This window comes from Streptomyces sp. NPDC050703 (assembly GCF_040654435.1).
Taxonomy (GTDB): domain Bacteria; phylum Actinomycetota; class Actinomycetes; order Streptomycetales; family Streptomycetaceae; genus Streptomyces.
Map to the genome: position 1 here is coordinate 15,841 of NZ_JBFAHX010000046.1, position 23,332 is coordinate 39,172.

Here is a 23,332-nt window from a genome sequence, read left to right on the forward strand (position 1 = left end):
ACCGAAAGCGAGGACCCCATGCGCCACGCGCACCCCGCCACTTCCACCGACACGCCGCTCACCACCGCCCCGACCGTCTCCATATCCACGGTGCAGAAGCGCACTCTGACCGTGCTCCTCGTCTCCCAGGTCCTCAGCGGCGCCGGACTCGCGGCCGGTGTCACCGTCGCCGGGCTCCTGGCGGGGCAGATGCTGCACACCACCTCGCTGTCCGGTCTGCCCATCGCCCTGCTCACCGCGGGCTCCGCGGTCGCCGCCGTCGTCATCGGACGCGTCTCCCAACGCCACGGCCGCCGCCCCGGCCTTGTCACCGGCTACCTCACCGGTGCCCTCGGCGGCGCGGGTGTCGTCGTCGCGGCCGCACTCGGAAACCCGGTGCTGCTGTTCGTCTCCCTCTTCCTGTACGGCGCCGGCACCACCTCCAACCTCCAGGCCCGGTACGCGGGAGCCGACCTCGCCGCGCCCCACCAGCGCGCCCGCGCCACCTCCACCGTCATCGTCGCCACCACCGCCGGCGGCATCGCAGGACCTCTGCTCGCAGCCCCCACCGGGCACCTCGCGACCGCGCTCCACCTTCCCGAACCGACCGGCCTTTTCCTGCTCTCCACGGCCGCCTTCACACTGGCCGCACTCACCCTCCTGATCCGGCTGCGACCGGACCCGCTGACACTCGCCCGCAGCCTGCCCGCGGCCTCGGTCGAGAGCGCTCCGGCGGACTCCCTCTCCCGGTCGGGCCCCGGCCTGCTCGTCGGCGTCGTGGTCCTCGTCCTCAGCCAGCTCGTCATGGTCGCCGTGATGACCATGACGCCCATCCACATGCACGCCCACGGATTCGGCACCGCCGCGTCCGGCCTCGTCATCGCCCTGCACACCGGTTCCATGTACCTGCCCTCGCCACTCGCCGGCCGCCTCGTCGACCGCTTCGGCGCCAGCGCGATGAGCGTCGTCACGGCCGGCACCCTGCTCACCGCGGGCGTGGTCGCCGCCCTCGCACCCGGCCACTCCCTGCCCCTGATCACCCTCGCCCTGATCCTGCTGGGCATCGGCTGGAGCTTCGGCCTGGTCACCGGGACCACGATCGTCACCAGCAGCACACCCCTGGCCACCCGCGCCAAGGTCCAGGGACTCGTCGACGTGGCGATCGCCCTCGCGGGCGCCGTCGCCGGCCTCGCCTCCGGCATCGTCGTCGCCGCCACCAGCTACCCGATCCTCGCCGCCCTCTGCGGCACCCTCGCCCTCGCGGCCGCACCCGCGGCCATCGTCGCTGCCCGCAGGAGCGTCAAGCGCGCCTGACCGACGTGGACGTGCACGACCAGGCTTGCGCTCAACTGGGCCGTCGGTGGACTCCACGAGCGTGCGCGCCCACCGGCACGCCGCCGGGGCCCGCAAGAAGGGGCTCCGCCCGGCGAAGTGGCCGACCATGCCATCGGCCCGCTCCCGCGGCGGACCGACCACAAAGATCCACCTGACCTCGGACGGCCGCTGCCGGCTCCTGGACGGCCCCGCACCAGGCCCGACATGGTCCTGGCCACCCGCTACGAGAAGACAGCCACCCCCCTGCTTCGGCTCTCCCCGTCCCCCTCGTCCAGCTCGGGGGAAGGCCAGCACCCCGTGCCGCTCGGCCCCCATGGGAGCGACGCAAGCGACCGAAGCGACTGAGTCCTTGTCTTGGTCGGACGTGACGTGTGCTTACGCGAGCACGCGGCAAAGAAGTGGCGAGGATGCCAACCCGCTCCTTGCCGTTCGTGCTTCTCGGCACTTCCCCCCGGTCGCTCCGCCACCGCTGAGCGGAAGAGGCGGTCACGGCGACGACCGGCTCACGGCCGCAGCGCCGCACGCCGTGGGCGGTCACAGCCACCCGAACGCCTCCGACGAAGCCTTCGGTGACCTCGCCGGAGTTGCCGGTCGCTCTCCGCGACAGCGGCATCGTCTCTCCGCCCGCCGAGTCCGGCACGCACAGGCACTGAGGCCACGGAGCACATGAGTTCCGAGCGCGACTCCAGTGACCTGCTCGGAGTCGGCCGTCTAGCGGTCGACCCTCGCGAAGCCCGTTCACGGAGTGCTCCAAGGCCCTGGTCCGGGCCGAGCCGCACCGTCTGGTGCTGGATGAACTCCGTAGCGCCCGCAAGGCATAGAGACCGGCCGAATCAGGCGGCGTCCTGGCGCGGTTTCGCCGCGACCTGTCCCGGCCTCCGGTGTGATGAACTGTGCTCCGGTTCCGAGATGTTGATCTCGTCTCGGACGAGGGAGTGGGAGGGACCGTGGCCCTTGGTGGGGGGACGTGGCAGCGGCTGACCGCCGTGGTGCTCGTCATGGCGGTGGCGGCCGGGTGCACGGGGCGGGGCGAAGGCGCGGGCGGCGGAAACGGCGAAGACCTGCTGCGGAACCACGACTGGACGCAGATGCCGGGCACCACCGCGCGGAACGACACCCTGCGGGTCAGCGCAACGGATCGGCGCATCGTGGAGCAGGACTCCTCCGGCGGCCGGCCCAACCCCCCGCTGAACCTGGCCGGCCCGCATCTCAGGTCCGACGGCGACTTCACCGTCACCGCGCGGATGTCCGGTGTGGGTGACGATGTCGGCGGTTCATGGCTGCGGCTGTACGGACGGGTACCGGTCATCTACGACGAGTGGCGGCAGGAGCGGCCCTCACTCCGCTTCGGCGTGACCGCCGACGGGCGCGTGAAAGTACAGATATGGGACGGTGAGGGCGATGAGCCGGCCACCTCCAAGACTTTCGACTGCGGCTGCTCCGGGACGGTGACGCTCGCCGTGTCGAGCATCGGCGACACCTTCCGCGTGGAAGCCGACGGGCGGCGGCTGGGAACCGTGCAGGACCCGGGGGTGTTCGCCGAGGGCACTGTCTGGTTCGGTCTGGAGGCGGACGCGGGCGACGACGAGCGCCGCGAGGGATGGCGTCTGACGCAGCTGGCCGCGCGGGCAGAGAGCGGTGACTCGCTTCGCGTGATCAAGGCGCCGCAGCTGCGCCAGGAGCAGTCCGACGACTCGCTGCGTGCGCGGGCCGCAGACGTGGGGCGGCCGTTCGACGTCGGCGCAGCCCTCGCCGAGAACCCGCTGCTCACCGACTCACGCTACCGGGCGCTCGCGGGGAGCCAGTTCTCCATGCTCACTCCGGAGAACGCGTTCAAGCCGCAGTTCCTCCACCCGCGCCGGGGCGTCTACGACTTCCGGGACGCGGACCTACTCGTACGCTTCGCCCGCGCGAACGACATGAAGGTGCACGCGCACACCCTCGTCTGGCACGAGGCTCTGCCCCACTGGATGCGGGAGAGCGACGATCCCGAGGAGGTGCGCCGGACCATGCTCCGGCACATCGCCACGGTCGCCGGGCACTTCAAGGGGAAGGTCGCGGAGTGGGATGTGGTCAACGAGCCCATGTCCGACGACGAGAGGAGCTACACCGACGGGGATCTCGGTCTGCGCTCCGAGCAGAGCCCGTGGTTCGAGGCCATGGGTGAGGAGTACATCGATGAGGCGTTCAGGGCCGCCCACCGGGCCGATCCGAAGGCACGGCTGTTCCTCAACGAGTACGGGGTCGAGGAGGAAGGCGAGCGGTGGGACGCCCTTTACGATCTGGTCAAGCGGCTCAAGGAACGCGGCGTACCGATCGACGGCGTGGGTTTCCAGAACCATGAGTACGCACCCGGCGACCGCATCGACCCGGAGACCTTCCGCGGCCATGTGCGGGATCTGGCGGAGCTGGGGGTTCAGGCGCGGGTGTCGGAGATGGACGTCCCCATAGGTGAGGACGAGGAGGACGGGCGGCAGACCCAGGCTGATGAGATGGCGGGCAAGCTGCGGGTCTGCCTGGAGGAGCCGAACTGCACATCGTTCTCCACATGGGGATTCACCGACAGGTACGGTTCCACCGCCGACACCGAGATCTATCCTCCGCGCACGGCCGATTCCCTGCCGTGGGACGCGGCCCTGCGGCCGAAGCCGGCGTACGAGCGCCTGCTCGAAACCTTTGACGAGGCGTGAGGAAAGCGCTGCTTCCACCACCGGACCGTCGGTCTGCCCGCGGCTCCTCATCGACCATATGAGCGAGGAAGGGCCGGAGACCCTGAGCGGCTTGCTCGCTGCGGTCGGCAGGAACCAGGGGATTCCCGCCCACTCAGCCATCAGCAGGGCCTGTACTGGCGGCGGCTACCGTCAGCACTTCGGAGAAACCGGGTGACCCGACAGGTTTGTGCTCGTTTAAGACATGTCGGGTCAATGAAGGCACTCACGTGCCCGCTGGAGTAAGGGTGTCGGATGGCGACCTTGTGTCGGCCGGCCGTATCAGTTCCGGAACACGTCATCACCATGGAGGACACACTTGAGCTGGCATGCTCGCGGCATGCGGACCACCCCCAGCTGGCCCTGGCGTTGCGCCTGATCGAGAACACCGGAGTCCGGACCCGGCACCTCGTGCAGCCGATCGCCGAGACGCTCGCGCACCCGGGCTTCGAGGAGCGCAACCGGCGCTACGCGGCCGAGGCGAAGGCCCGTGTGCCGCTGGTCGTGCGGCGCGCGCTGGAGGACGGCGAGCTGCGGGCCGAGGACATCGACATCATCATCTATGTGTCCTGCACCGGGTTCATGATGCCGTCGCTGACCGCCTGGCTGATCAACTCGATGGGCTTCCGGTCCACCACGCGGCAGCTGCCGATCGCGCAGCTGGGCTGCGCGGCGGGCGGAGCGGCGATCAACCGGGCGCACGACTTCTGCACGGCCCACCCGGGGGCGAACGCGCTGATCGTGGCCTGCGAGTTCTGTTCGCTGTGCTACCAGCCCACCGACCTCGGTGTCGGATCGCTGCTGTCCAACGGCCTGTTCGGCGACGGGGTGGCCGCCGCCGTCGTGCGTGGGACGGGCGGCCACGGCATCCAGCTGGAGCGCAACGGTTCGTACCTCATCCCGGAGACGGAGGACTGGATCGCGTACGACGTACGGGCGACCGGCTTCCACTTCCTGTTGGACAAGCGCGTACCGGGCACCATGGAGCCGCTGGCGCCCGCGCTGTGCGCCCTCGCCGACGAGCACGGCTGGGACGCCGCCGACCTCGACTTCTACATCGTGCATGCCGGCGGGCCGCGCATCCTGGACGACCTGAGCACCTTCCTGGGCGTGCGGCCGGAGGCATTCCGCCACAGCCGGGCCACCCTCACCGAGTACGGGAACATCGCAAGCGCCGTCGTACTGGACGCGCTGCGGCGGCTCTTCGACGAAGGGGGCGCCGCGGACCAGGCGCGCGGCCTCCTCGCCGGGTTCGGCCCCGGCATCACCGCCGAGATGGCACTGGGCCGGTGGAACCTGCCGCTGTGCCCCGCGCCCGCGGAGACCCGATGACGGCCCACCCGCTGGTCGCGGCGGCTCCGGGCAGCGGTCTGGTCGTTCCGCCCGGCGAAGGCCGTACGCTGCGTGCCGCCGCCCAGGACGTGACGTTCAAGGTGACCGGTGGGCAGTCGCGCTTCTCTTCGAGCTTCGAGGTGCTCGTACCGCCGGGTTTCGACGTCGGCGCCCACGTGCACGCCCGCAGCGAGGAACTGTTCTACGTCCTTGAGGGCGAACTGGACGTTCTCGCCTTCGAGCCGCGCGTACGCACCGCGGACAGCTGGCAGGGATGGCGGTCACCGAGGGGCGAACGTGTGGTCCGCGCCACACCCGGCACCGTCATCCTGGTCCCGCCCGGCTGCCCGCACGCCTTCGCCAACCCCACCGGCGCCCCGGCGCGGATGTTCTTCCAGTCGTCCCCGCCCCCGGCCCACGAACGCTACTTCGAGGAACTCCTGGAGATCCTCTCCGCCGACGGGCCCGTGGACCGCGAGGCCATCGCCTTGCTGCGCCGCCGCTACGACATCGAGCAGCTCACCCCGCTGCGCCACGACCCGCCGTCGCCGAGCCGGCCATGACGAGGAGCCAGTGATGCAGGACGGGACCGCCCCGCTGTACGACGTGTCGGACCTGCCGGTCCTCGACTTCGACCCCTTCCTGCGCCAGGCGTTGCGGACCGCCCCGGTCATCCGGGTCCGGCTGCCCCACGGAGCCCCCGGCGAGTGCTGGCTGGCGACACGGCACGACACCGTCCGGTTCGTCACCTCCGATCCGAGGTTCAGCCGTGACATCGTCGGCCGGCCGCTGCCGACCATGAACAGGTACCTCATCCCGCTGGACCGTGCGGTCAGCTTCGTCGACCCGCCCGACCACACCCGGGTCCGCTCCGTGGTCGCCTCGGCGTTCAACCGTTCCGGCATGGCGGCCCTTCGCCCCCGCACCCAAGCCGTGCTCGACCGGCTCGTCGCCTCCATGGTCGCGGCCGGACCACCCGCCGACCTCATCCAGCACGTCACCTCTCCCTTTCCCATGCACGTCATCGGAGTGGTGCTCGGCGTGCCGGAGGCCGACCGGCCGCGTCTGCGCACGTGGGCGAGTTCCGTCCTGACCCGGGCGAGGGACGAGGCGGAGGTCGAGCGCGCCCGGCTGGCCAAGGAAGAGGCCCGTGCCTACTTCCTCGAACTGGCCCGCGAACGCCGGCGCCGGCCGCAGGACGACCTCATCAGTGAACTGGTGGCCGCTGTCGACAGCGGCAGGATCGAGGAAGAGGAACTCCTCGCCCTGACCACGCTGATGGCCCTGAACGGCTGGCACGCGGTACGCAACCACACCTCGAACATGGTCTACCTCCTCCTGACCGACGACAGCCTGAGGAGCCGCCTGCGGTCCGACCCGCAGGCAGTACCGGCGACCGTGGAAGAACTGCTGCGCTGGATTCCCCACAAGCACGGCGTGGGGCAGGCCCGCGTCGCCACCGAGGACGTGGAGGTGGGAGGCGTCCTGGTCCGCCGCGGCGAGGCCGTCTACGTCTCCTACGTGGCAGCCAACTGGGACGACCGGTGCTATCCGGAACCGCACCGCATCGACATCGACCGCAAGGGCCCACCCCACCTTGCCTTCGGCTACGGCCCCCACCACTGCGTGGCACCGCTGCTGGCCCGCCTGGAGGCCGAACTGCTCCTGACCACGCTGCTCGCACGCCTCCCCGACCTGCGCCTGGCCGTCGACCCCGCGAACGTTCCCTGGCAGAAGGACGTACTCATCCGAGGACCGGTGACACTGCCCGTCACGTGGTAGTCGAGTACGTCACCGGGCGCAGGCGCTGCCGCCCGCGCGGCAGCGGCACGGGCTCCGCGTGCGCGGCGGTGGCGGAGCCCGGGCGTGAGCCGAGTGGAGGCGGCGCCCCGTGGGGGGCACCATGGAAGAGGGGCACGTCCGCCCGCCGAGGAGTGAGTGCGATGGCCAAGTTCATGGACGTCCATCACGGCATGAAGGACATCACCGCCGATCAGCTCAAGGAGGCCCACGCCGCTGACCTGGCCATTCAGGACCAGGAAGGCGTCACCTTCGAGCGCGCATGGGCCGACCCCGCGTCCGGGGACGTCTTCTGCCTGTCCGAGGCGCCGTCCGCGGACGCCGTCCGCCGCATCCACGAGCGGGCCGGTCACGCCGCGGACGAGGTCCACCCCGTACCGCTGATGGTCTGACCGGTGGTGAACCGTTGTGACGGTCCCGGATCACGGTGTACGCGCTTGCGACCGAGCAGGGCGGGAACAGGGCGGTGCGTAGCGCGCCCGGTAGTGGGTGGGCGGCACCCCCACGGCGTCACGGAAGGCGCGGGTGAAGTCGGCGGGGCGCGGGAACCCCCAGCGGCTGCCGATGGAGTGGACGGTGAGGTGGCTCAGGCCCGGGTCGGCCAGGTCGCGTCGGCACCGCTCCAGGCGCCGTCGCTTGATGTACGCGCTGACCGAAACGCCGTTCTTCTGGAAGATCCGGTGCAGATAGCGCAGTGAGATCCCGTGGACCGCCGCGATGGTGGCGGGCTGCAGGTCGGGGGCGTGCAAATGCTGTTCGATGTGGGACGTGATCCGCAGGAACAGGACGCCCGGCGCGGACAGCGAGGGCGCCTGGTCTCCGTCGAGCCGGTGCGCCAGGACAGCCGTGGCAAGGTCCAGCGCGGTGTTCCCGAGGCGCGCGGCGTCTCGCTGGGTGTACGTCATGTGGTCGTCGGCCAGAGTGGACAGGAACTGGGCGAAGAGGCGGCCGACGCCATGCGTGCCGGGCAGTGTCTCCGCGAGGAGTCCGGCGACCTTCGCCGCGGGCAGGGGCAGCAGCTGTTTGGGGAACTGCAGCAGTACCGACCGGGCCACTCCCTGCCCGGCTCCGACGGTGGCGTCGAAGGGGTGCGAACTGTCGTAGAGCACCAGTTCGCCGGGGCTCAGAAGGGCCTGCCGCCGAATCTGCTCGATGCCCTGGAAGCCCCGGCGTATGTAGGCGATCTGATACTGCTCGGGGTCCGACTGCCGGATCAGCCGGGGCGTCCGGCGGGAGTGCAGTGGACCGTACGACATCTCCGTCACCTGCACGGCTCCCAGCGCCGCCGCGTTCAGCCGGGCGCCGAAGGTGTCCGGGTCCAGCAGGATGAAGTCCGTTCTGACGAGAGCGAGGGCCGCCGTCTCGATCCATGCCTCGACACGGTCGGGGCCGGGTAAGTGCGCGGTGTCGAAAACCGTCTCCATGTCTTCCCCCACTCCTGGACACGCTGGTCGTGCGTGTCCTTCGGCCGTCGTGCGATCGGCGGCAAGCCTGCCGCAGGGGAGGGGGGAGAGGAAGACGTGTGCGCCGAGCACGTACAAGAGTGCGTCGAGTGCTAACGACTCGCGCGGGACGCGGCGGCAGCATGATGGCCGGCCCTCCCGCCGAGCCGGCACCGCGCCGGCGGCCCGCGGAGGCCGCCCGTCGCTCACGACGCGCCTGCACGACGTGCTCGTACAACGCGCGCTCACACAACGGAGGAACCCATGACCATGAGACTCACTCGTGCCCTGAAACGGGCGTCCGTGGTGACCACCACCATGGCCGCACTCGGGGCGGGCGCCCTCACGCTCGCCCCCACGGCGGGCGCCACCTCGTGGAACATCGACAAGTGGCCCTCGTTCTGGCAGCCGTGCGGCACCTACATGTGCCTGTACTACAGCCCGAACCTCGACAACGCGAGCTGGACGCCGACGTCGACCTCCGACAAGGACCTCGGAGGGAACAAGTTCGGGAACCACGGCACGGGTTCGGCGGGCGCCGGACAGGTGGTGCGCAACAACGCGGCCTCCATGGGCAACAACACCACCAACTGCCACGTCGCCACGTTCGTCTCACCGAACTTCCAGGGCGACGCCAACTGGCTCCACGCCGGGCACGGGGGCAACCTCAACAGCACGCTGCGCAACAACGAGGCGTCGATCCGCGTGGACTCCTGCACCTGAGCCGCACGCTGAAGCGGTCCGCCCTCGAACGGGGGCGGACCGACCTCTGCACGAAGGAACCGGAGACCCTCCATGGGTGAAGAACCCGCCGCGGAGCAACCCAGGCCGCACCACGCACCCCCGGCCCGCCCGGCCCGCCCGGCCCGCCCGGGGCGCTCGGGGCGCTCGGGGCGCTCGGGGCGCCGCAGGGTGCGGCACGCCGCCCTCTGCCTGGGCGCCGCCCTCCTCGCGCTTCCGCTCACCGGCTGCGACACCGCACCGAAGCCCTCGGCCGCTGTCACCCCGGTCCCGACACCGACGCCCACGAGCATGACCCAACTGCGGTTGCCGATCGACACCTTCACCCTGCGCCCCAAGGAGCAGGCCACCAGCGAATACCTCGTCTACCGGGCCCAGCAGGACTGCATGCGCAGGTTCGGATTCCGCTACCTTCCGCATCTGACCGAGGGGTACATCGCCGAGGCGGCGGCGACCCAACGCGAGTACGCATCCCGGCGCTACGGAGTCAGCGACCGCGCCATCGCAGCCAAGTCCGGATATCACCTGAGCGACGCGTCCACGGGAAGCCGTGCGCCGCAGGCCGTCAACTCCCTTTCGGAAGCGGAACGCACGGCGCTGTCCGGCCGTACGAAGAGCGGGGGCGATGCGGGAACCGTCCGGGGCGAACCCGTTCCTGAGGGCGGGTGCGCCGGGGAGGCAGCCCGTACCGTTCAGGGCGACACCTCGATGGCGGCCCGCAAGGGCGACGCGCTGGTCGCCCGGCTGCGCCGCGAACTCTTCGTACGCTCACGCTCCGACCCACGCGTCACCGCGGTGAACAAGAAGTGGGCGGAGTGCATGCGCGAGCGGGGATTCACGTACCGCGATCCCGCCGCCGCGGTCGACGACCCCCGATGGGACCTCCAGAACACCGCCCCCACCCGCGGGGAGAGGGCCGTCGCCAGGACCGACGTCGACTGCAAACTGCGGACGAACGTTCTCGGCGTCAACTTCGTCGTCGAGTCGGAGCTCCAGAACGCCGCCGTCGCCGAGCACACGGACGAGCTGAACTCCCTGCGCGCGCAACGGGACGCGGAGTCGCGACGGCTTCCCGGACTCCTGCGCCGGTATGCTCACCGCCACACCGACTGACCTCTGCCGACGGGCAGGCAGCACCTCTCAGAGGATCGCAACGACGCGCGCCGCTGCGACAGCTCGTCACCCGAGACGACATCCCGCTCCGAGACCGTGTGGCCGCTGTCCTCCGACCCGGACAACCCATGACGCCGGAAACTCCGCCACCTCGGCTCCGCCACCGCGGCTTCCCGACGAGGCCAGGACCCACAGCGGCGATCCGCCGACTCGTCCGCCGGGCCCCGGCACCGGTGATCGCCAGGATGCTCGGCTGACGCTGCTTGACCTTGCCGCTGGCGACAGGGTTGCACGATGACCGGCATGAACAGCATCGCACCGCAGAGCAGCAGGATCGTCGCCGTCACCGGAGCCGGCACCGGGATCGGCCGGGCCACCGCCCGTGCCTTCGCCGCCGAAGGCGCCCACGTGCTCGCGATCGGGCGGCGGGTCGAGCCCCTTGAGGAGACCGCGGCCGGGCACGACCGGATCACGCCACTGGCCGCCGACATCACCGCCGAGGGCGAGCCGGATCGGATCATCCAGGCCGTACTGGAGACACACGGCAGGCTGGACGTCCTCGTCAACAACGCAGGCATCGTGCGCAGCGGCGCCCTCGGCACGCTGACGCCGGAGGTGATCGCGGCTCAGCTTGCCACCAACCTCGTCGCCCCCATACTGCTGGCCCAGGCCGCGCTGCCGATCCTGGAGAAGTCGGGCGGGGTGATCGTCAATGTCAGTACGTCGGTGGGGCAGCGGGCCTGGCCCGGCAGCTCGGTCTACGCGGCTACCAAGACCGCTCTGGAACTGCTGACCCGTAGCTGGGCGGTCGAGCTGGCACCCCGCGGCATCCGGGTGGTGGCGGTCGCCCCCGGCGCGATCGACACCCCCATCGGCGAGCACCAGGGCCTGACGCCGGAGCGGATGGCAGCGGTGCGGGAGTGGCAGCTGGCGCACACCCCCCTGGCCCGGATCGGTCGCCCCGAGGAGGTGGCCTGGGCAATTACCCAGCTCGCCGCACCGGCCGCGTCGTTTGTCACCGGAGTGGTGCTCCCGGTGGACGGCGGAGCGGTCGTGGCGTGATAGGAGTGGCCCGGGAGGTGGGACAGGTGCGGATCGGTGAACTGGCCAAGGCCACCGGGACGACCGCCCGTGCGCTGCGGCACTACGAGCAGGCCGGACTGATCTCCTCGCAGCGGGCCCCCAACGGCTACCGCATCTACGAGGAGCGGGCGGTGGTGCGGGTCCGCAATATCCGGTACCTGCTGGCCGCCGGGCTCACCCTGGACGACGTGCGGGTGTTCCTGCCGTGTCTGGACGGCGATGTGGCCGCCGCACCGCCCTCGGGCAAGGGCCTTCGGGTCGCGTTGGAACGGCTGACGGTCCTCAACGAACGGATCGCTGCCCAGACCGAGGCCCGCGACCGTCTGGAAGCCGCGTTGCGCCAGGCAACCGGTGGCCGCATCCGCCCAGCGGCCTGAACGCCTGCCGCGCCGCAGAAGCCGAAGAAACACCGTGACGGGCACGGTGGTGGTCGGCAGAAGTGGCCGCTGCAGCGGGGCGCTGGCGACGGGGGTCTACCGGGAGTGGGCGGGAACGCCGGCGGCGCACACGGGGGCGCGACAAGGTCCGGGGGACGGCTGGCAGCACACCAGGAGGACGAACACCTGCTCCGGCTGGCCACCCGGTACTACGCTGACGCTCCACCAGGCCGCCTACGCGTGCTGGGGCGGCCGGATCGAGGCCGCTTGGCGGTGGGTGCGGCTGACGACCGAGGCCAGGCTGCTGCTGCGCAGCGCGGAAGTGCGCTGGGCGCCGACGGTCGCATGGCCCACCGCGCGCGGCGGCCGGAGCGCCGGCACCGGATTGGACGCCCCACGGCCGCCGGGCGAGCGGCTGCTGCTGCGTAGCCCGCCGCAAGGGCCGCGACGGCATCGCCGTCGCCGACCAGGGCACACTGGGCCCGTCAATCCCGCTCCACGCTCGGCCACATGCAGCGCCTCGACGGAAGGGACGACAACGCCCCCGTCGGCCTCGCCTCACCGCGCACGACTCGGCCCCGGACGGACCCGTTGGTTCTCACAGGTCCGCCCGGGGCTGAACCGCCTGGCGGTGCAGTGTCACGCGGCACCGACAGCCGCGTCAGGGTGTCTGATCCGATGGTTCCACGATCGCGCGCAGTGCCGCGAGGTGCCCCTGGTACGCGGCCCGGCCCTCTCGGGTCAGCCGGAGCCACACGCGCCGGCGGGTGTCGCGGACGGCCTTGCGCTGGTCGACGTAGCCGGCGTCCATCAGGACGGTGACGTGTTTGCTCAACGCGGAGGCGGAGAGGGCGAGGTTCTTCTGGACCAGGCCGAACTCCGCCTCTCCCGCCGCCTCCAGCAGGGCGCAGATACGCAGGCGGTGCGGGGCGTGGATGGTGGTGTCGAAGCCCTCCAGCGGATCGCCGTTTCCGGCGCTCACGCGGTCCTCCGGTGCAGGCGTACGAAGGTGAGGTGGAAGCCGACGGACACGGCCGCGCCGAGGAGTGTGGCCGCGATCAGCCACGCAGGCTGTCCCGTGGCGCGGAAGGCGTACGGTCCGCCGACCAGCAGCAGGGGCATGCCGACCATGAGCGGCAGGGTCGCCCGTTTCGGAAGGACGTCCAGCCGCAGCGCCACGCCGGTCTTGTCGCGCCACGCCTTCGCCGCGATGGAGAAGAGCGCCGCGTAGAGCGCGGTGATCGTCAGCATGGTGGCCATCCAGGCGGGGCGCGGCAGCAGCCAGTCGCGGTCGGCCATGAGGCCGCCGAAGATGATCGGAAGTGCCGCGGTGTAGAGCGTCAGGGTGATGAAGAACCAGGTCGGCCACGGCGTGGCCGACAGCGCCGTGGCCGAGACCCGGACGCGGTCGGTGTCGGCCAGGGCGGCGCGGGCCTGTTCCGACGTGAGTGATACCCCGTTGGTTTCCATGTCGGAAACAGTAGCAGTCTGTTTCCGGCATGGAAAGTCTCGTGTTTCCGGGGTCGCAAGTGAGGAGTCTCCGGCCACGGCGTCGGAGATCGGCTGGTCGGACGGGTACTCGGGCCGGATTCGGGCCACGCCGTCAGTGCAGTCGGCCGGTGTGGCCGGGAGGAGCGGGTTCCGCGGCGGGCGGTGGCGGGCCTGGCGGCGCATGCGAGCGAACGGCAGTTCGCGGCGAGGGCGTCGCAGATCGACAGCCAGGTTCGGCCGTGGGGGTTGCAGGTCACTCCTTCACCTTGCCGGGTTCGCGTAGGGGTGCTGGATGCCAACTCGCCGCAACAGGACTGAGTTTGCTGGTGCCAGGATCTGGCTTGATCTTGTCTCGGCCCCGGTGCGAGAGTGTTCCCGTATCTCTTGCACCCCGCATGTTTTCGCAGACAGGAACATTTGTCATGAGCACTCTCGGGATCGCCGGAAAGTCATCCGTCGCCGTGGCACTGGCCTGCGCAGCCACGCTGTTGATGCCGGCCACTCCGGCCGCCGCCTCGGACTGGGACCGGAACTGCTACAGCGTCTCGGCCCCCTACAAGGGCATCAGCGAGATCATCGGCAAGGCCGGCAAGACCCGCAGCGGCTGCACGGATGCCACCATCTCCCTGCAGCGTCACCGCTGGTACGGCTGGGAGGAAGTGGACTGGACCCCACTTGAGAGCGGCACCAAGATGGCGTGGTGGACCTGCACGGGTTCCGGCACCTACACCTACAAGACCGTCGTGAGCGTCGACTACAACCTCGCCACCTACGAAAGCGCCGAACGTCGGCTGACCTGCTAAGCCGCCATTCCATTCGGCCATTCGGCGGCGGCATATGAGGGTTGCTGCGATGGCGGTGAGTGTGCCTGGTCCACCCTCCGCCACCGCCGCTGCCTGCACCGACTTGAGCAGAGCACCGCGGCCGCCGCCATCGTCGCCGGCAGCGGACCACCGCACTCCCGGCAGTAGCGCCGAACCGTCCCGCCAACCCCCACGCAACTGATCATCTTGTGTTGCGGTGTACCCGGGTTCGTGACCTTGGTCCATTCATCGGCGGCGAGGAAGCGGCAGACAGGGGCGGGACGGGCAGGGAGTCGTACAGGACTGGCGGAACGTGGCCTGGCGGGCGGCAGATAGACCCTTCAGTGGTTTCTCTGCGGGCAGCGACTCGACCGCTGCGGTTCCATCTGCCCACATTGCCCGCGGTGTTCCACGCGGATAATTCTCCATGACCACGAGAAGTCCGTTCTCAGATCCTCAAGATCCGGTGTCTCGTGCGTCCGGGACCAAGGGTCAAGGCCCGCACACCAGCCCAGCCACCCCACCGACTGGACACCCGCCGTGAAACCTCCAGCACAAGCGTGCAGCCTGCACTGGCACCCGCCAGCCGGTGCCAGAAAGGGCAGATCGGTAGGTGCTGGACAGCTCAGCTGGTCCTTCCGTTCCGGTGCGGGCACGCCGGTCATTCGCAGGCCCGGTGAGCCGAGGACACGGCCCCGGTGCAGCCGGGAAGTTGCGGCGACACATCCTCGCCCAGCACCCCGAATACTGCCGGGCACTCCCTCACCAGCTGACGCCGCCAGCTGAAGCCCAGACCACAGGCACCGGGTGGTGCCGATATGCTCAGCCGTCGCGCGGAGGGAGCCTCGCGACGGGAGACGCCGATGCAGGGGTCTTCCGGTGAACTACCCCCGGGGGGATTCCGTGCGTCAGTACCTGCACCTGCCTACCGCCACGATCACTGCGGTCTGTCTCGCTGCCGCCTTGACAGGGTGCGGTGCCGGGACCGGGGACACCAGGGCCGGAGGCGAGGCCTTGGCAGAAGGCAAGCGCAAGCAAACGGATACTTTCGCCGGACAGTCCGGTGCCGCAATCGCCGCTAAAGCCATTTCGACGACCACGGGTACGTATTCACTGCGAATGAAGGGAACGACTTCGGAAACGGTCAGCGGCCTCAACACCCTCGACATGGTTTTCACCACCGCAGGTACGTGCACGGGCACGATGGGCAAGTCACATACGGGTTCGATGCGTCTGATCATCACTGACGACACTGTCTACAGGAAGTACGACGAGGGGCTTCTGCGCGCCGCCGGCGACAAGCAGGGGGCCAGCGACGTCGAGACTGCGGTCGACCTGCTCGCGGGCCGCTGGGCGCAGACGAGCAGGATGAGCGAAGAGGGCAGAGCCTACGCCAGGTTCTGCGACCTTGACGTTCAGATGTCCGACTACGAGGACATCGACACCTCTACGACGCGCAGGGAGGGCCGAGCCACAGTTGACGGCACTCCCGCGATCAAGCTGTCCGGCATCGACGGCAAATACAGATTCACCCTGTACGTCGCCACGGAGGGCAAGCCCTACCTCTTGAGGATGGTGCAGAGGACCGGAGGCGGGAAGCCGATAGCACTCACCTACAGTGACTTCGACAAGCCCCTCAAGGCCAAACCACCCACCGGTGACATCCTCAACCTGGACCGTCCTCCCGCCGGTCATTCGTAGGATCGGTGAGCCCGTAGGACTCCGGGTAAGGCGAGTTTGTCGTCGCTTGACGGCTGAAGTGACTCGGCCGCCGGAGCCCGTGACGGTCACAACCGCTCATTGGGATACGCGACTCGATCGCTGTGTAGGACAACGCCGGTGAGGCCGTCCGCGGGACCGCAGAACGAACAGCGGACTGAGGCGGACATGTTCAAACCGCTACACCGCGGCCCGCTGCGGCCCCGCTACCTCGCCGCAATGGCCAGCTTTCGCTGCTGTCCCGTCTCCCAGCGCTACCACCAGCGCACACGCAACGAGGGGAAGACTCACGTCCAGGCCGTGCTGGCACTGGCCCGCCAAAGTCTCAACGCCCTCTGAGCCATGACCCGCGACAACACGCCCTACGAATTCCGTCCGTCCCCCCCGGGATCTCCGCGGCTGCTTGACGCGCACTATTGGGAAGTCGTTCAACCTCAGCGCTCGACGAGACTGTCGAGTGATTCCGTGGGCCAGTAGAGGCACTGCAGGAGTGGGTCGATGACGGCGACAAGGACGGCCAGGGGGACCAGAACCGCAACGACCCTGAGGTTGGCTCTCTCCTCATAGCGCATGCGCTCAGTGCGCTGGTCCTCTGTGTCGCTCGTCAGCCTGGTCTGCGGGGCTCGGTGCCCACCTTGTGATGGGCGGGAAGGTTGTGTGCCTCGCCGGTGGCGAGGGCGCGTCCCACGTCGTGACGGGTAGCCGGGTAGCGGTTCTTCGACCTGGTCCCGAAGTCGCCGCACCCCCTGGCGGAACGGTCCGGCCCATCCGGCAGCGACAGGCCCCCAGAGGTCCTACCCAGGCCCCATGGCCCCGCTCAGTGCCCTGGGACGGGCCGCGGGAATGTCAGAGCATGTCTTTGAACCCTCGCCTGCGCAGCGACGCCCGGCACGCCCGCGCTCCGCGCGGACGACGGGGGTTCAAAGACAGGCTCTGAGCCCGGGGGAAGGGGCTGTGCTACCTCGCGGCGGTGGTGTCCACCAGGTGCTGCGTAGGGGCGGCCGGTGCGCCGGTGCGTTCGGTTTCGTCCTGTACGAGCAGGGAGAGCAGCGAGGCCACGGGCAGGCCGGCCTCGGCGGGATGGCGCAGCACCTTGTCCGGATCGATGCGGTAGGTGTTCGTGCGCCCTTCACGGGTGTGCGAGAGGTAACCGTCCTGCTTCAGGTCGGAGATGATCCTCGACACGGCACGCTCGGTGAGCCGGCAGTGGGCGGCGATCTCGCGGATGCGGATGTTCGGGTTGTCGGCGATGGCTGCCAGCACGCGCGCGTGGCTGGTGATGAACGTCCATCCGGTGTGGGACTCAGGTACTGCGGCCATGCCCAGCATTTTAGGGGACGCCTGTTGCCGGAAGTCTTTTACATGACATACTTTTCCGGTAACTGTTGACGTGCTCCCGCACGGGAGAAGCACAGAAGGAGCCCGAGGTGCCCGGGAACGAGGCTGCCTTCCCCACGCTCGCGAGCAGCACCAGAGCAACGCCGGCGCCGGAGCGGATCGCTGCGCGCACCTCGTACGGCTTCGAGGTGCGGTGGTACGAGTACCGCGGGGCCTGCGTGATCGTCGCTTCCGGCGAGTACGACATGGGCTCGATCACTGCGCTGCAGAAGGCGCTGCACACGGCGGCGAAGCGGTACGCGAAAGTCGTCCTGGACGCCTCCGGCGTCGCCTTCGCCGACTCATCGTTCCTGGACCTGCTTCTCCTCACCCACCAGATGGGGACGCTGCGCCTCGTCGCCCCCTCAGCACAGGTACGACGCCTGTGCGAGATCACTGGCGGCGACAGCGTCCTGGCGATCAGGCAGACGATTGAAGATGCGACCGCCGTGTGACGACCCCGCGCGGCAGTGTGCCGTGTGACGACCCCCGCGCGGCAGTATGACGCCGGGCCGCTTACCGGAGCCGGGACGAACCCGGCCGAGCACGACGCATCACCTCCCTGCGAGCGCGTACGTACCGAAAGCGAACTGCCAGGGGGTGGCGGAGGCGGAGGCGGGCCGGGTGAGGATCTCCTTCGGATCATCTGAGCACTGACGGCGAGATGCCGCATGTGGTCCCGGTACCTCGACCCGTACGGCTGCAACCGGGTGGGCGCGCACTACGTGGTAGCCGGTATCCACCGTGTACGGTTCCTGTGGTACCCAGCCGTCCCTGAGCAGCGGCAGCGCCGTGTCCCTTGTACGGTTGCCGGTGCCGTGACCAGCGCCGTCCTGCGGTCTGGGGCCGGAGTGCCGGGCGCACTGGTCCTTCCGGAGCGTGGAGGTGCGGGGATGAAGGACACGGCGGGTTCGGTGAGCCCTCGTGAGCGGTTGGTCATGCTGCAGCGTCTGCTGGGTGAGGCGCTGGACCGGCTGGGCGCCGGGGCCTACGCCGTGGATGCCGACTGGGCTCTGGTCGCGATGAACGCGCAGGCCGAGATGATGTTGGGCCTCAGCGCGGACGAAGCGTTGGGGCAGGACGCGCACGAGCTCCTTCACCGGCAGGCCAACGGAATGCGCATGCCGCGCAGCCAGTGCATGATCATGGAAGCCTTCATCGGCGGCCAGGCACGCCAGGAAGAACAGGGCTCCTTCTTACGCGGGGACGGCACACTGCTGACAGCGTCCTGGCTGGTGACCCCCATGCGCTTCACCCCCCAGGAGACCGGGGCCCTGGTGGTCTTCCACGAGTACGACCCGGCCGGTGTCTCCCTGCCGTCTTCCACCCTCCATACAGGGCTGCTGCCCGAGCTGGAGCGGCTGGCGCTGCTGGCCGAGACCACCACGCAGCTGACGGCCACTCTCGACGTCAACGAGGCACTGGACCGGCTGGTCGGGCTGGTCATCCCCATGCTGGCCGACTGGATGGTGGTCGACCTGATCACGGAGAGCGGCCACGTCCAGCGCACCCTCGTCGCCCACGGCGACGACCGGGGCGTCACCCGCAGACAGGACCTGCAAGGAACCCTGCTCTCCGTCCCCGAGACCTCACCGTTGCCGCTGTCACGCGCGCTGCGCGGCGCCGGCTCCACCTTGGCGACCCCCCAGACGTATCAAGGCCCGCCCGACACCCACATCGCCATCGAACAGCGCAGACTCTTCGAGGCCACCGGCATGCACTCCGCGGTCATCGCCCCCATCCGGGGCCTGCGCGAAGTCCTCGGCGCACTCACCCTGGGCCGGTCCGGGCAGCCCGATGCGTTCACCACCGCCGAGATCCCGCTCCTTGAGGACATCACCCGCCGGGCCGGCCTGGCGCTGGACAACGCCCGCCTCTACCAGCGTCAGCGCAAGGTCGCCGACACCATGCAACGCCACCTGCTGCCGCAACTGCCGAGCGTGCCCGGCCTGGAGATGAACGCCCGCTACCTCTCCGCCCCCTACGCCTCCCAAGTGGGCGGAGACTGGTACGACGTCTTCCACCTGCCCGACCAGGCCCTCGCCCTGGTGATCGGCGATGTCGCCGGACACGATCTGGACGCCGCGGCCGGCATGGCCCAGCTGCGCAACATCCTGCGCGCCTACGCCTGGTCCCAGCAAGAACCGCCGAGCGTCATCGTCGACCGCTTCGACCAGTCCCTGCCCCACATCACCGATGTCGGCATGGCGACGATGATCCTGGGCCGGCTCCAGCCCCAGACCGACGGGCAGTGGCAACTCCACTGGACGAACGCCGGCCACCCTCCTCCCCTGCTGGTCACCGACGACGGCCGCGCCCGCTACCTCACCGGCGGGCACGGCATCCTGCTCGGCGCCCAGGCCGGCCTCCACCGCACCGACACCACCAGCACACTGCCACCCCGCTCGACACTGGTGCTCTACACCGACGGGCTGATCGAGTCCCCCAGCCACCCGATCGACGACGGACTGGAACGACTCCGCCGCCGCGCCGCCCGCCTCGCCCACCACCCGCTGGAGGGTTTCATCGACGCTCTGATGCAGGCCCGCCCCTTGGACAACGACGACGACGTAGCTGTGCTCACCATCCGTGTACCTGCGGCCGAGGCCCCCTCACCTCCTACAGTGGCGCGCTCCACCTGGACGCCATGAACCAGGCCCGCTCCACATGCCTATGGGGCGACGGCGGACGGGATGGAAGCTGGGGAGAGTGGTGCGTGAGCAAATGGACGGCGGTGCTGGACGCCGTCCGACTGGAGCCCGGTGCCGACGTAGCCGCGGTGACCACGATGCAGATCCGCGAGGTCGTCGAGCGGCTCATCATCGCCGGTCAGTGGCGACCGGACGATCCAGAGGTCCTGGTTGTGCCGGACGCGGGATACGACGCCCCGCGCATCGCCCACCTGCTGGGTGACCTGCCCGTCGAGATCCTCGGCCGGCTGCGTTCAGACCGGGTGATGCGGCGTCCGACACCCTCCCGCAAGGAGTTCAGCCTGGCCAACCCCGAGGGCGGCCGACCGCCCGGGCACGGCGGCGAGTTCGTCTTCGGCGACCCCGCAACCTGGGGCACCGGGCAGGCTACAACTGTCACGGGACACCCGGCTCTTCGGGAAGGCGACCGCGCAGGCATGGGACCGGCTGCACCCGCGGCTGACCCGCCGGGCCGCATGGCTCGACCACGATGGGCTGCCCATCATCGAGGGCACTGTCATCCGCCTGGTCGTGGAGAAGCTGCCCAGCGGCGGGGTCAACAAGCCGGTCTGGCTGTGGTGGTCGCGCACCGGCGCCACCGAAGCGGATTGTGGACCGCTGCTGGCAGTCCTTCCCCCGCCGTTTCGACATCGAGCACACATTTCGCCTGTTCAAGCAGACCCTTGGCTGGACCAGGCCACGGCTCCGCAGCTCGGAAGCGGCCGACCGATGGACCTGGCTGGCGATCGCCGCCTATGCCCAGCTCCGGCTCGCCCGACCGCTGGCCGCCGACCTCCGCAGGCCCTGGGAGAAGCCGACCGAGGCGAGCAGACTGACACCTGCCCGCGTCCGCAGAGGGCTCAGGAACCTGTGCACGAAGGCCGGCTCGCCGGCCGGCGCACCGAAACCCTCCCGTCCCGGACCTGGACGGCCACCGGGTTCGAGAAACCGCCGCCCTGCCACCCGTCACGACGTGGGCAGAAAAGACAAGCTGAGTGAGTGCTCCACCTCCGCTCGCGCGGAGAGCACACACCAAGTGCGACCGCGCAGAGCAGGACGCCTACAGCATCATCTCTGAAAGAACTTGCGCACGGTTGCGAGATGTACAGGCGAGGCCAGTTCCACGCATGTCCCGCCTCCCGTCTACCGCCTCCCGCGTCCCTGGACCGCCAGCGCACACACACCGGGCGCCCAAAAGCGCACATACAGCCCTTGCGGGCGGGCAACTCGTGAAAGACTTTGCGTCATCTTGCGCAAGGCCGAGACATCGCTCGCGAGGTCCGTATCGCATACCTGAGGTGACGCCCCGATGAACCGCCAGAGGTCCCGGCCGACCCGGCACCCTCATCAACCAGCTAGAAGTGATCCATCACCACAACGTCCGTCATGCGTATAGGACTTGAAGTGATGCCCTACAGGCATCCGTGCTACGTGGCCGAATGACTCACCCCCTTGAACATAAAGAGCACGCGTGACCACCTCCATTCTCCAACTTGTGTTGGGATGTGCGCGGATGGCGGGCATGATCCGCCTCCCCCGCGGCGGTACCAACCGCCTCGTGCACAGAAGGGAATGACGTGCTCTCCATACGCAACAGCGCACCGGCTGCCTGGCGGTCGACGCTCATGCTCGTCGCACTGCTCGCGGCACTGCTCGTCGGCACGGCCCCCCATGCCCGGGCAGCCACGACGCAGGACGTCTCCATCAGCTTCCGGGTGCAGGCCACCACGGAAGGCGAGACCCTGTTCATCACCGGCGACGCTCCGGAACTGGGCTCCTGGGACCCGGCCAAGGCTGTCCCTCTCGGCACCACCGCGAGTTCCTATCCTCGCTGGTCGACCAGTGTCCGACTGCCCGTTGGTGCCACTGTGCAGTACAAGTACATCAAGCGCTCACCCACCGGCACGGTGACATGGGAAAGCACTCCCAACCGCACCCTGACCGTCGTCCAGGACTCACCGGGCACCTACGACAGCTGGAACGTCAACCCGGCCGCCCTCACCCTCCGCGCCGAGGCGAGGCGAGGCGAAGTGACATCTGACGACAACTCCTGGCGGAGGCGGACCATCGGTCCGGCGTCGTAGCCGCGCTGGGTGGCACTGAGAAGGGCGTTGGAGGCGTCACCGGCTTGCTGGGCCTCGATGACGTCCCGGGTGAATTCCTGGAGCGAGATCTCGGGGGCGGGCTCGGGCCGGTGAATGCTGAGACATCGGGGCGCAGTACGCCGGGCGGGACGGCGGCCGGGAGCAGCTTCCCGGCCTCGTACTCGTTGGCGTAGTGCCCGATCACCTGCCAGCTCGCGGCATCCGGGTCGCCTCGCAGCGCGACCACGGTGGAGTCGTCGTCCTCGACCAGGTGGACGAGGGTGATCGGCTGCCCGTCGGCGGCGTACCACGACTCGGTCCGATCCAGCTCGCCGCGCTGCTGCCCGGCCTGGGCCCGCTCGGTCCACATCTGCTGTTCTTCGTCACTCAGCGGGGCCTCGTGGTGCTGGCCATCGCGCTGGTTGGCGAGGTTGCTGGCGATGAGGCTGTGATCTGCCCAGGCGGTGAGGTGCGGCCACAGGGCTGCTTGCTGGGTGTGTTCGGCCCGGGAGCCGGGAGCGGTCGGCCGGCCCGGCCAGGTGCCGGGCCGGCGGCAGCTCGTCGAGTCCACGGCGGGCGGCACCGAGGAGAGCTTCGGCACGCGGGGCGAGATGGGTGGCCTATGCCTCCACCGCGGCCTTGTCGCGGTGGGCGCGTGCGGCTGCGGCGGCGCCGGCGTGGACGGTACGGCCGTAGCGGTCGCGTGTCATGTCGAGCGCGGCCTCTGGCTTTGTTCACGGGTAGCGGTTCTGGCACGACCTCCGTGAAGCGCGCACGCCGAGTGACGGCCGCAGCTCCAATCAGGCTCCGGGAAGTTGCCTCAAAACGACCGGGGGCTACCTTGGTGTGGTCGACAGTGCGGCGTCGTGGAAGAGATATCGCCTCTCGTGGGGGCCTGCTGTCACCGTCCATCGCGGCCGTGTCGGTGCAGTTGCTGGAAGTGAGCCCCGAGGTGATGTGGAAGTGAGCCCCGAGGCGATACACGTCAGCATCAGCAGTACGTCGGCCGCGGCGGCATGCCAGGACTGTGGAAGCGAGTCGACCCGGGTGCACAGCTCTTTACCTGCGGTTTCCCGCAGACGTGGCGAGCGGGGCACGTCTGGTGGTCCTGCAACTGCGAGTTCGGCGGCTCTTCTGCCCGCAGTCTTCGTGTACTCGGCAGACGTTCGCTGAGCAGTTGCCCGGGCCGACCCGGCGGTACAGCCGGTGGACGGAGCGGGCTGCTCGGTGCCTTGCCCGAACCCGAAGTCCCGGCCCC

At 69.6% G+C, this 23,332-nt stretch carries 19 protein-coding genes and 3 pseudogenes; 17 read left to right on the forward strand and 5 right to left on the reverse strand.

Translation table 11 applies throughout. From position 1 onward, the window contains the following. Positions 1-18 precede the first annotated feature (18 nt). The 7 genes and pseudogenes from AB0I16_RS30285 to AB0I16_RS30315 all read left to right on the forward strand — a co-directional run bounded on the left by AB0I16_RS30285 (position 19) and on the right by AB0I16_RS30315 (position 7,546). Positions 19-1,293 carry an MFS transporter gene (locus tag AB0I16_RS30285; protein ID WP_363252822.1) on the forward strand — a complete coding sequence of 425 codons (1,275 nt, stop codon included), beginning with the start codon at positions 19-21 and terminating at the stop codon, positions 1,291-1,293. A gap of 46 nt (positions 1,294-1,339) precedes the next feature. Continuing rightward, positions 1,340-1,483 (forward strand): annotated as a pseudogene (locus tag AB0I16_RS30290) (IS5/IS1182 family transposase); the annotation flags it as partial. 778 nt (positions 1,484-2,261) lie between these two features. After that, a complete protein-coding gene (locus AB0I16_RS30295; RefSeq protein ID WP_363252823.1) occupies positions 2,262-4,004 on the forward strand; it encodes an endo-1,4-beta-xylanase in 1,743 nt (580 codons plus the stop codon). A gap of 273 nt (positions 4,005-4,277) precedes the next feature. Continuing rightward, positions 4,278-5,354 (forward strand): type III polyketide synthase, encoded by a 1,077-nt coding sequence (locus AB0I16_RS30300; RefSeq protein ID WP_363252824.1) that lies wholly within the window; start codon positions 4,278-4,280, stop codon positions 5,352-5,354. Further along, positions 5,351-5,917, forward strand: a complete 567-nt coding sequence (locus AB0I16_RS30305; protein WP_363252826.1) for a cupin domain-containing protein — start codon at positions 5,351-5,353, stop codon at positions 5,915-5,917. Before AB0I16_RS30300 ends, AB0I16_RS30305 begins: the two co-directional genes overlap by 4 nt. Positions 5,918-5,930: 13 nt before the next feature. Further along, positions 5,931-7,136 (forward strand): cytochrome P450, encoded by a 1,206-nt coding sequence (locus tag AB0I16_RS30310; RefSeq protein ID WP_363252827.1) that lies wholly within the window; start codon positions 5,931-5,933, stop codon positions 7,134-7,136. Positions 7,137-7,297: 161 nt separating this feature from the next. Beyond that, positions 7,298-7,546: an SCO4226 family nickel-binding protein gene (locus AB0I16_RS30315; RefSeq protein ID WP_363252828.1), complete on the forward strand. Its 249-nt coding sequence runs from the start codon at positions 7,298-7,300 to the stop codon at positions 7,544-7,546. A 30-nt stretch (positions 7,547-7,576) separates the two neighbouring features. Here the strand turns inward: AB0I16_RS30315 and AB0I16_RS30320 are convergent, their stop codons facing one another. Then, positions 7,577-8,578, reverse strand: coding sequence for a helix-turn-helix domain-containing protein (locus AB0I16_RS30320; RefSeq protein WP_363252829.1), 1,002 nt, complete (start codon positions 8,576-8,578; stop codon positions 7,577-7,579). A gap of 288 nt (positions 8,579-8,866) precedes the next feature. Here AB0I16_RS30320 and AB0I16_RS30325 point away from each other — a divergent pair, with 288 nt between their 5' ends. From AB0I16_RS30325 to AB0I16_RS30340, 4 genes are all read left to right on the forward strand, one after another. Next, positions 8,867-9,319, forward strand: a complete 453-nt coding sequence (locus tag AB0I16_RS30325) for a hypothetical protein (RefSeq protein ID WP_363252830.1) — start codon at positions 8,867-8,869, stop codon at positions 9,317-9,319. A gap of 72 nt (positions 9,320-9,391) precedes the next feature. Beyond that, the gene (locus AB0I16_RS30330) at positions 9,392-10,450 is read left to right on the forward strand and encodes a hypothetical protein (RefSeq protein ID WP_363252831.1); all 1,059 of its coding nucleotides are present in this window, start codon (positions 9,392-9,394) and stop codon (positions 10,448-10,450) included. A gap of 294 nt (positions 10,451-10,744) precedes the next feature. Further along, the gene (locus AB0I16_RS30335) at positions 10,745-11,512 is read left to right on the forward strand and encodes an SDR family oxidoreductase (protein WP_363252832.1); all 768 of its coding nucleotides are present in this window, start codon (positions 10,745-10,747) and stop codon (positions 11,510-11,512) included. A 26-nt stretch (positions 11,513-11,538) separates the two neighbouring features. Continuing rightward, positions 11,539-11,910 (forward strand): MerR family transcriptional regulator, encoded by a 372-nt coding sequence (locus tag AB0I16_RS30340; RefSeq protein WP_363252833.1) that lies wholly within the window; start codon positions 11,539-11,541, stop codon positions 11,908-11,910. A gap of 661 nt (positions 11,911-12,571) precedes the next feature. Here the strand turns inward: AB0I16_RS30340 and AB0I16_RS30345 are convergent. Further along, a complete protein-coding gene (locus AB0I16_RS30345; RefSeq protein WP_363252835.1) occupies positions 12,572-12,892 on the reverse strand; it encodes a transcriptional regulator in 321 nt (106 codons plus the stop codon). Continuing rightward, positions 12,889-13,380, reverse strand: coding sequence for a hypothetical protein (locus AB0I16_RS30350; protein WP_363252836.1), 492 nt, complete (start codon positions 13,378-13,380; stop codon positions 12,889-12,891). Before AB0I16_RS30350 ends, AB0I16_RS30345 begins: the two co-directional genes overlap by 4 nt. A 443-nt stretch (positions 13,381-13,823) precedes the next feature. Between AB0I16_RS30350 and AB0I16_RS30355 the strand changes: the two genes are divergently transcribed. Together AB0I16_RS30355 and AB0I16_RS30360 are read left to right on the forward strand one after the other, a co-directional pair. Next, positions 13,824-14,204, forward strand: a complete 381-nt coding sequence (locus AB0I16_RS30355; RefSeq protein WP_363252837.1) for a hypothetical protein — start codon at positions 13,824-13,826, stop codon at positions 14,202-14,204. A 1,119-nt stretch (positions 14,205-15,323) separates the two neighbouring features. Then, a complete protein-coding gene (locus AB0I16_RS30360) occupies positions 15,324-15,905 on the forward strand; it encodes a hypothetical protein (protein ID WP_363252838.1) in 582 nt (193 codons plus the stop codon). Positions 15,906-16,880: 975 nt separating this feature from the next. Here AB0I16_RS30360 and AB0I16_RS30365 read toward each other — a convergent pair. Continuing rightward, positions 16,881-17,243 carry a helix-turn-helix domain-containing protein gene (locus tag AB0I16_RS30365; protein WP_363252839.1) on the reverse strand — a complete coding sequence of 121 codons (363 nt, stop codon included), beginning with the start codon at positions 17,241-17,243 and terminating at the stop codon, positions 16,881-16,883. A 107-nt stretch (positions 17,244-17,350) separates the two neighbouring features. Here AB0I16_RS30365 and AB0I16_RS30370 point away from each other — a divergent pair, with 107 nt between their 5' ends. The 4 genes and pseudogenes from AB0I16_RS30370 to AB0I16_RS30385 all read left to right on the forward strand — a co-directional run bounded on the left by AB0I16_RS30370 (position 17,351) and on the right by AB0I16_RS30385 (position 22,074). Further along, complete coding sequence (locus AB0I16_RS30370) at positions 17,351-17,755, forward strand: STAS domain-containing protein (protein ID WP_363252840.1); 405 nt, start codon at positions 17,351-17,353, stop codon at positions 17,753-17,755. 483 nt (positions 17,756-18,238) lie between these two features. Then, positions 18,239-19,951, forward strand: a complete 1,713-nt coding sequence (locus AB0I16_RS30375; protein WP_363252841.1) for a SpoIIE family protein phosphatase — start codon at positions 18,239-18,241, stop codon at positions 19,949-19,951. Positions 19,952-20,019: 68 nt separating this feature from the next. After that, positions 20,020-21,068 (forward strand): annotated as a pseudogene (locus AB0I16_RS30380) (transposase); the annotation flags it as partial. 547 nt (positions 21,069-21,615) lie between these two features. Then, on the forward strand, positions 21,616-22,074 hold the full coding sequence (locus AB0I16_RS30385; protein WP_363252858.1) for a CBM20 domain-containing protein: 459 nt from the start codon (positions 21,616-21,618) through the stop codon (positions 22,072-22,074). Here AB0I16_RS30385 and AB0I16_RS30390 read toward each other — a convergent pair. Continuing rightward, positions 21,999-22,784, reverse strand: a pseudogene (locus AB0I16_RS30390) (hypothetical protein); the annotation flags it as partial. The gene AB0I16_RS30385 and the pseudogene AB0I16_RS30390 sit on opposite strands and share 76 nt — an antisense overlap. Positions 22,785-23,332 lie beyond the last annotated feature (548 nt).

What these genes read in the sequence shown, in the direction of transcription:
- AB0I16_RS30375 (WP_363252841.1), top strand. Translation starts at nt 18,239, where the DNA reads ATGCTGCAGCGTCTGCTGGGTGAGGCGCTGGACCGGCTGGGCGCCGGG.
- AB0I16_RS30385 (WP_363252858.1), top strand. Translation starts at nt 21,616, where the DNA reads ATGCTCGTCGCACTGCTCGCGGCACTGCTCGTCGGCACGGCCCCCCAT.
- AB0I16_RS30285 (WP_363252822.1), top strand. Translation starts at nt 19, where the DNA reads ATGCGCCACGCGCACCCCGCCACTTCCACCGACACGCCGCTCACCACC.
- AB0I16_RS30350 (WP_363252836.1), bottom strand. Translation starts at nt 13,380, where the DNA reads ATGGAAACCAACGGGGTATCACTCACGTCGGAACAGGCCCGCGCCGCC.
- AB0I16_RS30300 (WP_363252824.1), top strand. Translation starts at nt 4,278, where the DNA reads ATGGCGACCTTGTGTCGGCCGGCCGTATCAGTTCCGGAACACGTCATC.
- AB0I16_RS30310 (WP_363252827.1), top strand. Translation starts at nt 5,931, where the DNA reads ATGCAGGACGGGACCGCCCCGCTGTACGACGTGTCGGACCTGCCGGTC.
- AB0I16_RS30320 (WP_363252829.1), bottom strand. Translation starts at nt 8,578, where the DNA reads ATGGAGACGGTTTTCGACACCGCGCACTTACCCGGCCCCGACCGTGTC.
- AB0I16_RS30335 (WP_363252832.1), top strand. Translation starts at nt 10,745, where the DNA reads ATGACCGGCATGAACAGCATCGCACCGCAGAGCAGCAGGATCGTCGCC.
- AB0I16_RS30330 (WP_363252831.1), top strand. Translation starts at nt 9,392, where the DNA reads ATGGGTGAAGAACCCGCCGCGGAGCAACCCAGGCCGCACCACGCACCC.
- AB0I16_RS30360 (WP_363252838.1), top strand. Translation starts at nt 15,324, where the DNA reads ATGAAGGGAACGACTTCGGAAACGGTCAGCGGCCTCAACACCCTCGAC.
- AB0I16_RS30325 (WP_363252830.1), top strand. Translation starts at nt 8,867, where the DNA reads ATGAGACTCACTCGTGCCCTGAAACGGGCGTCCGTGGTGACCACCACC.
- AB0I16_RS30355 (WP_363252837.1), top strand. Translation starts at nt 13,824, where the DNA reads ATGAGCACTCTCGGGATCGCCGGAAAGTCATCCGTCGCCGTGGCACTG.
- AB0I16_RS30305 (WP_363252826.1), top strand. Translation starts at nt 5,351, where the DNA reads ATGACGGCCCACCCGCTGGTCGCGGCGGCTCCGGGCAGCGGTCTGGTC.
- AB0I16_RS30315 (WP_363252828.1), top strand. Translation starts at nt 7,298, where the DNA reads ATGGCCAAGTTCATGGACGTCCATCACGGCATGAAGGACATCACCGCC.
- AB0I16_RS30365 (WP_363252839.1), bottom strand. Translation starts at nt 17,243, where the DNA reads ATGGCCGCAGTACCTGAGTCCCACACCGGATGGACGTTCATCACCAGC.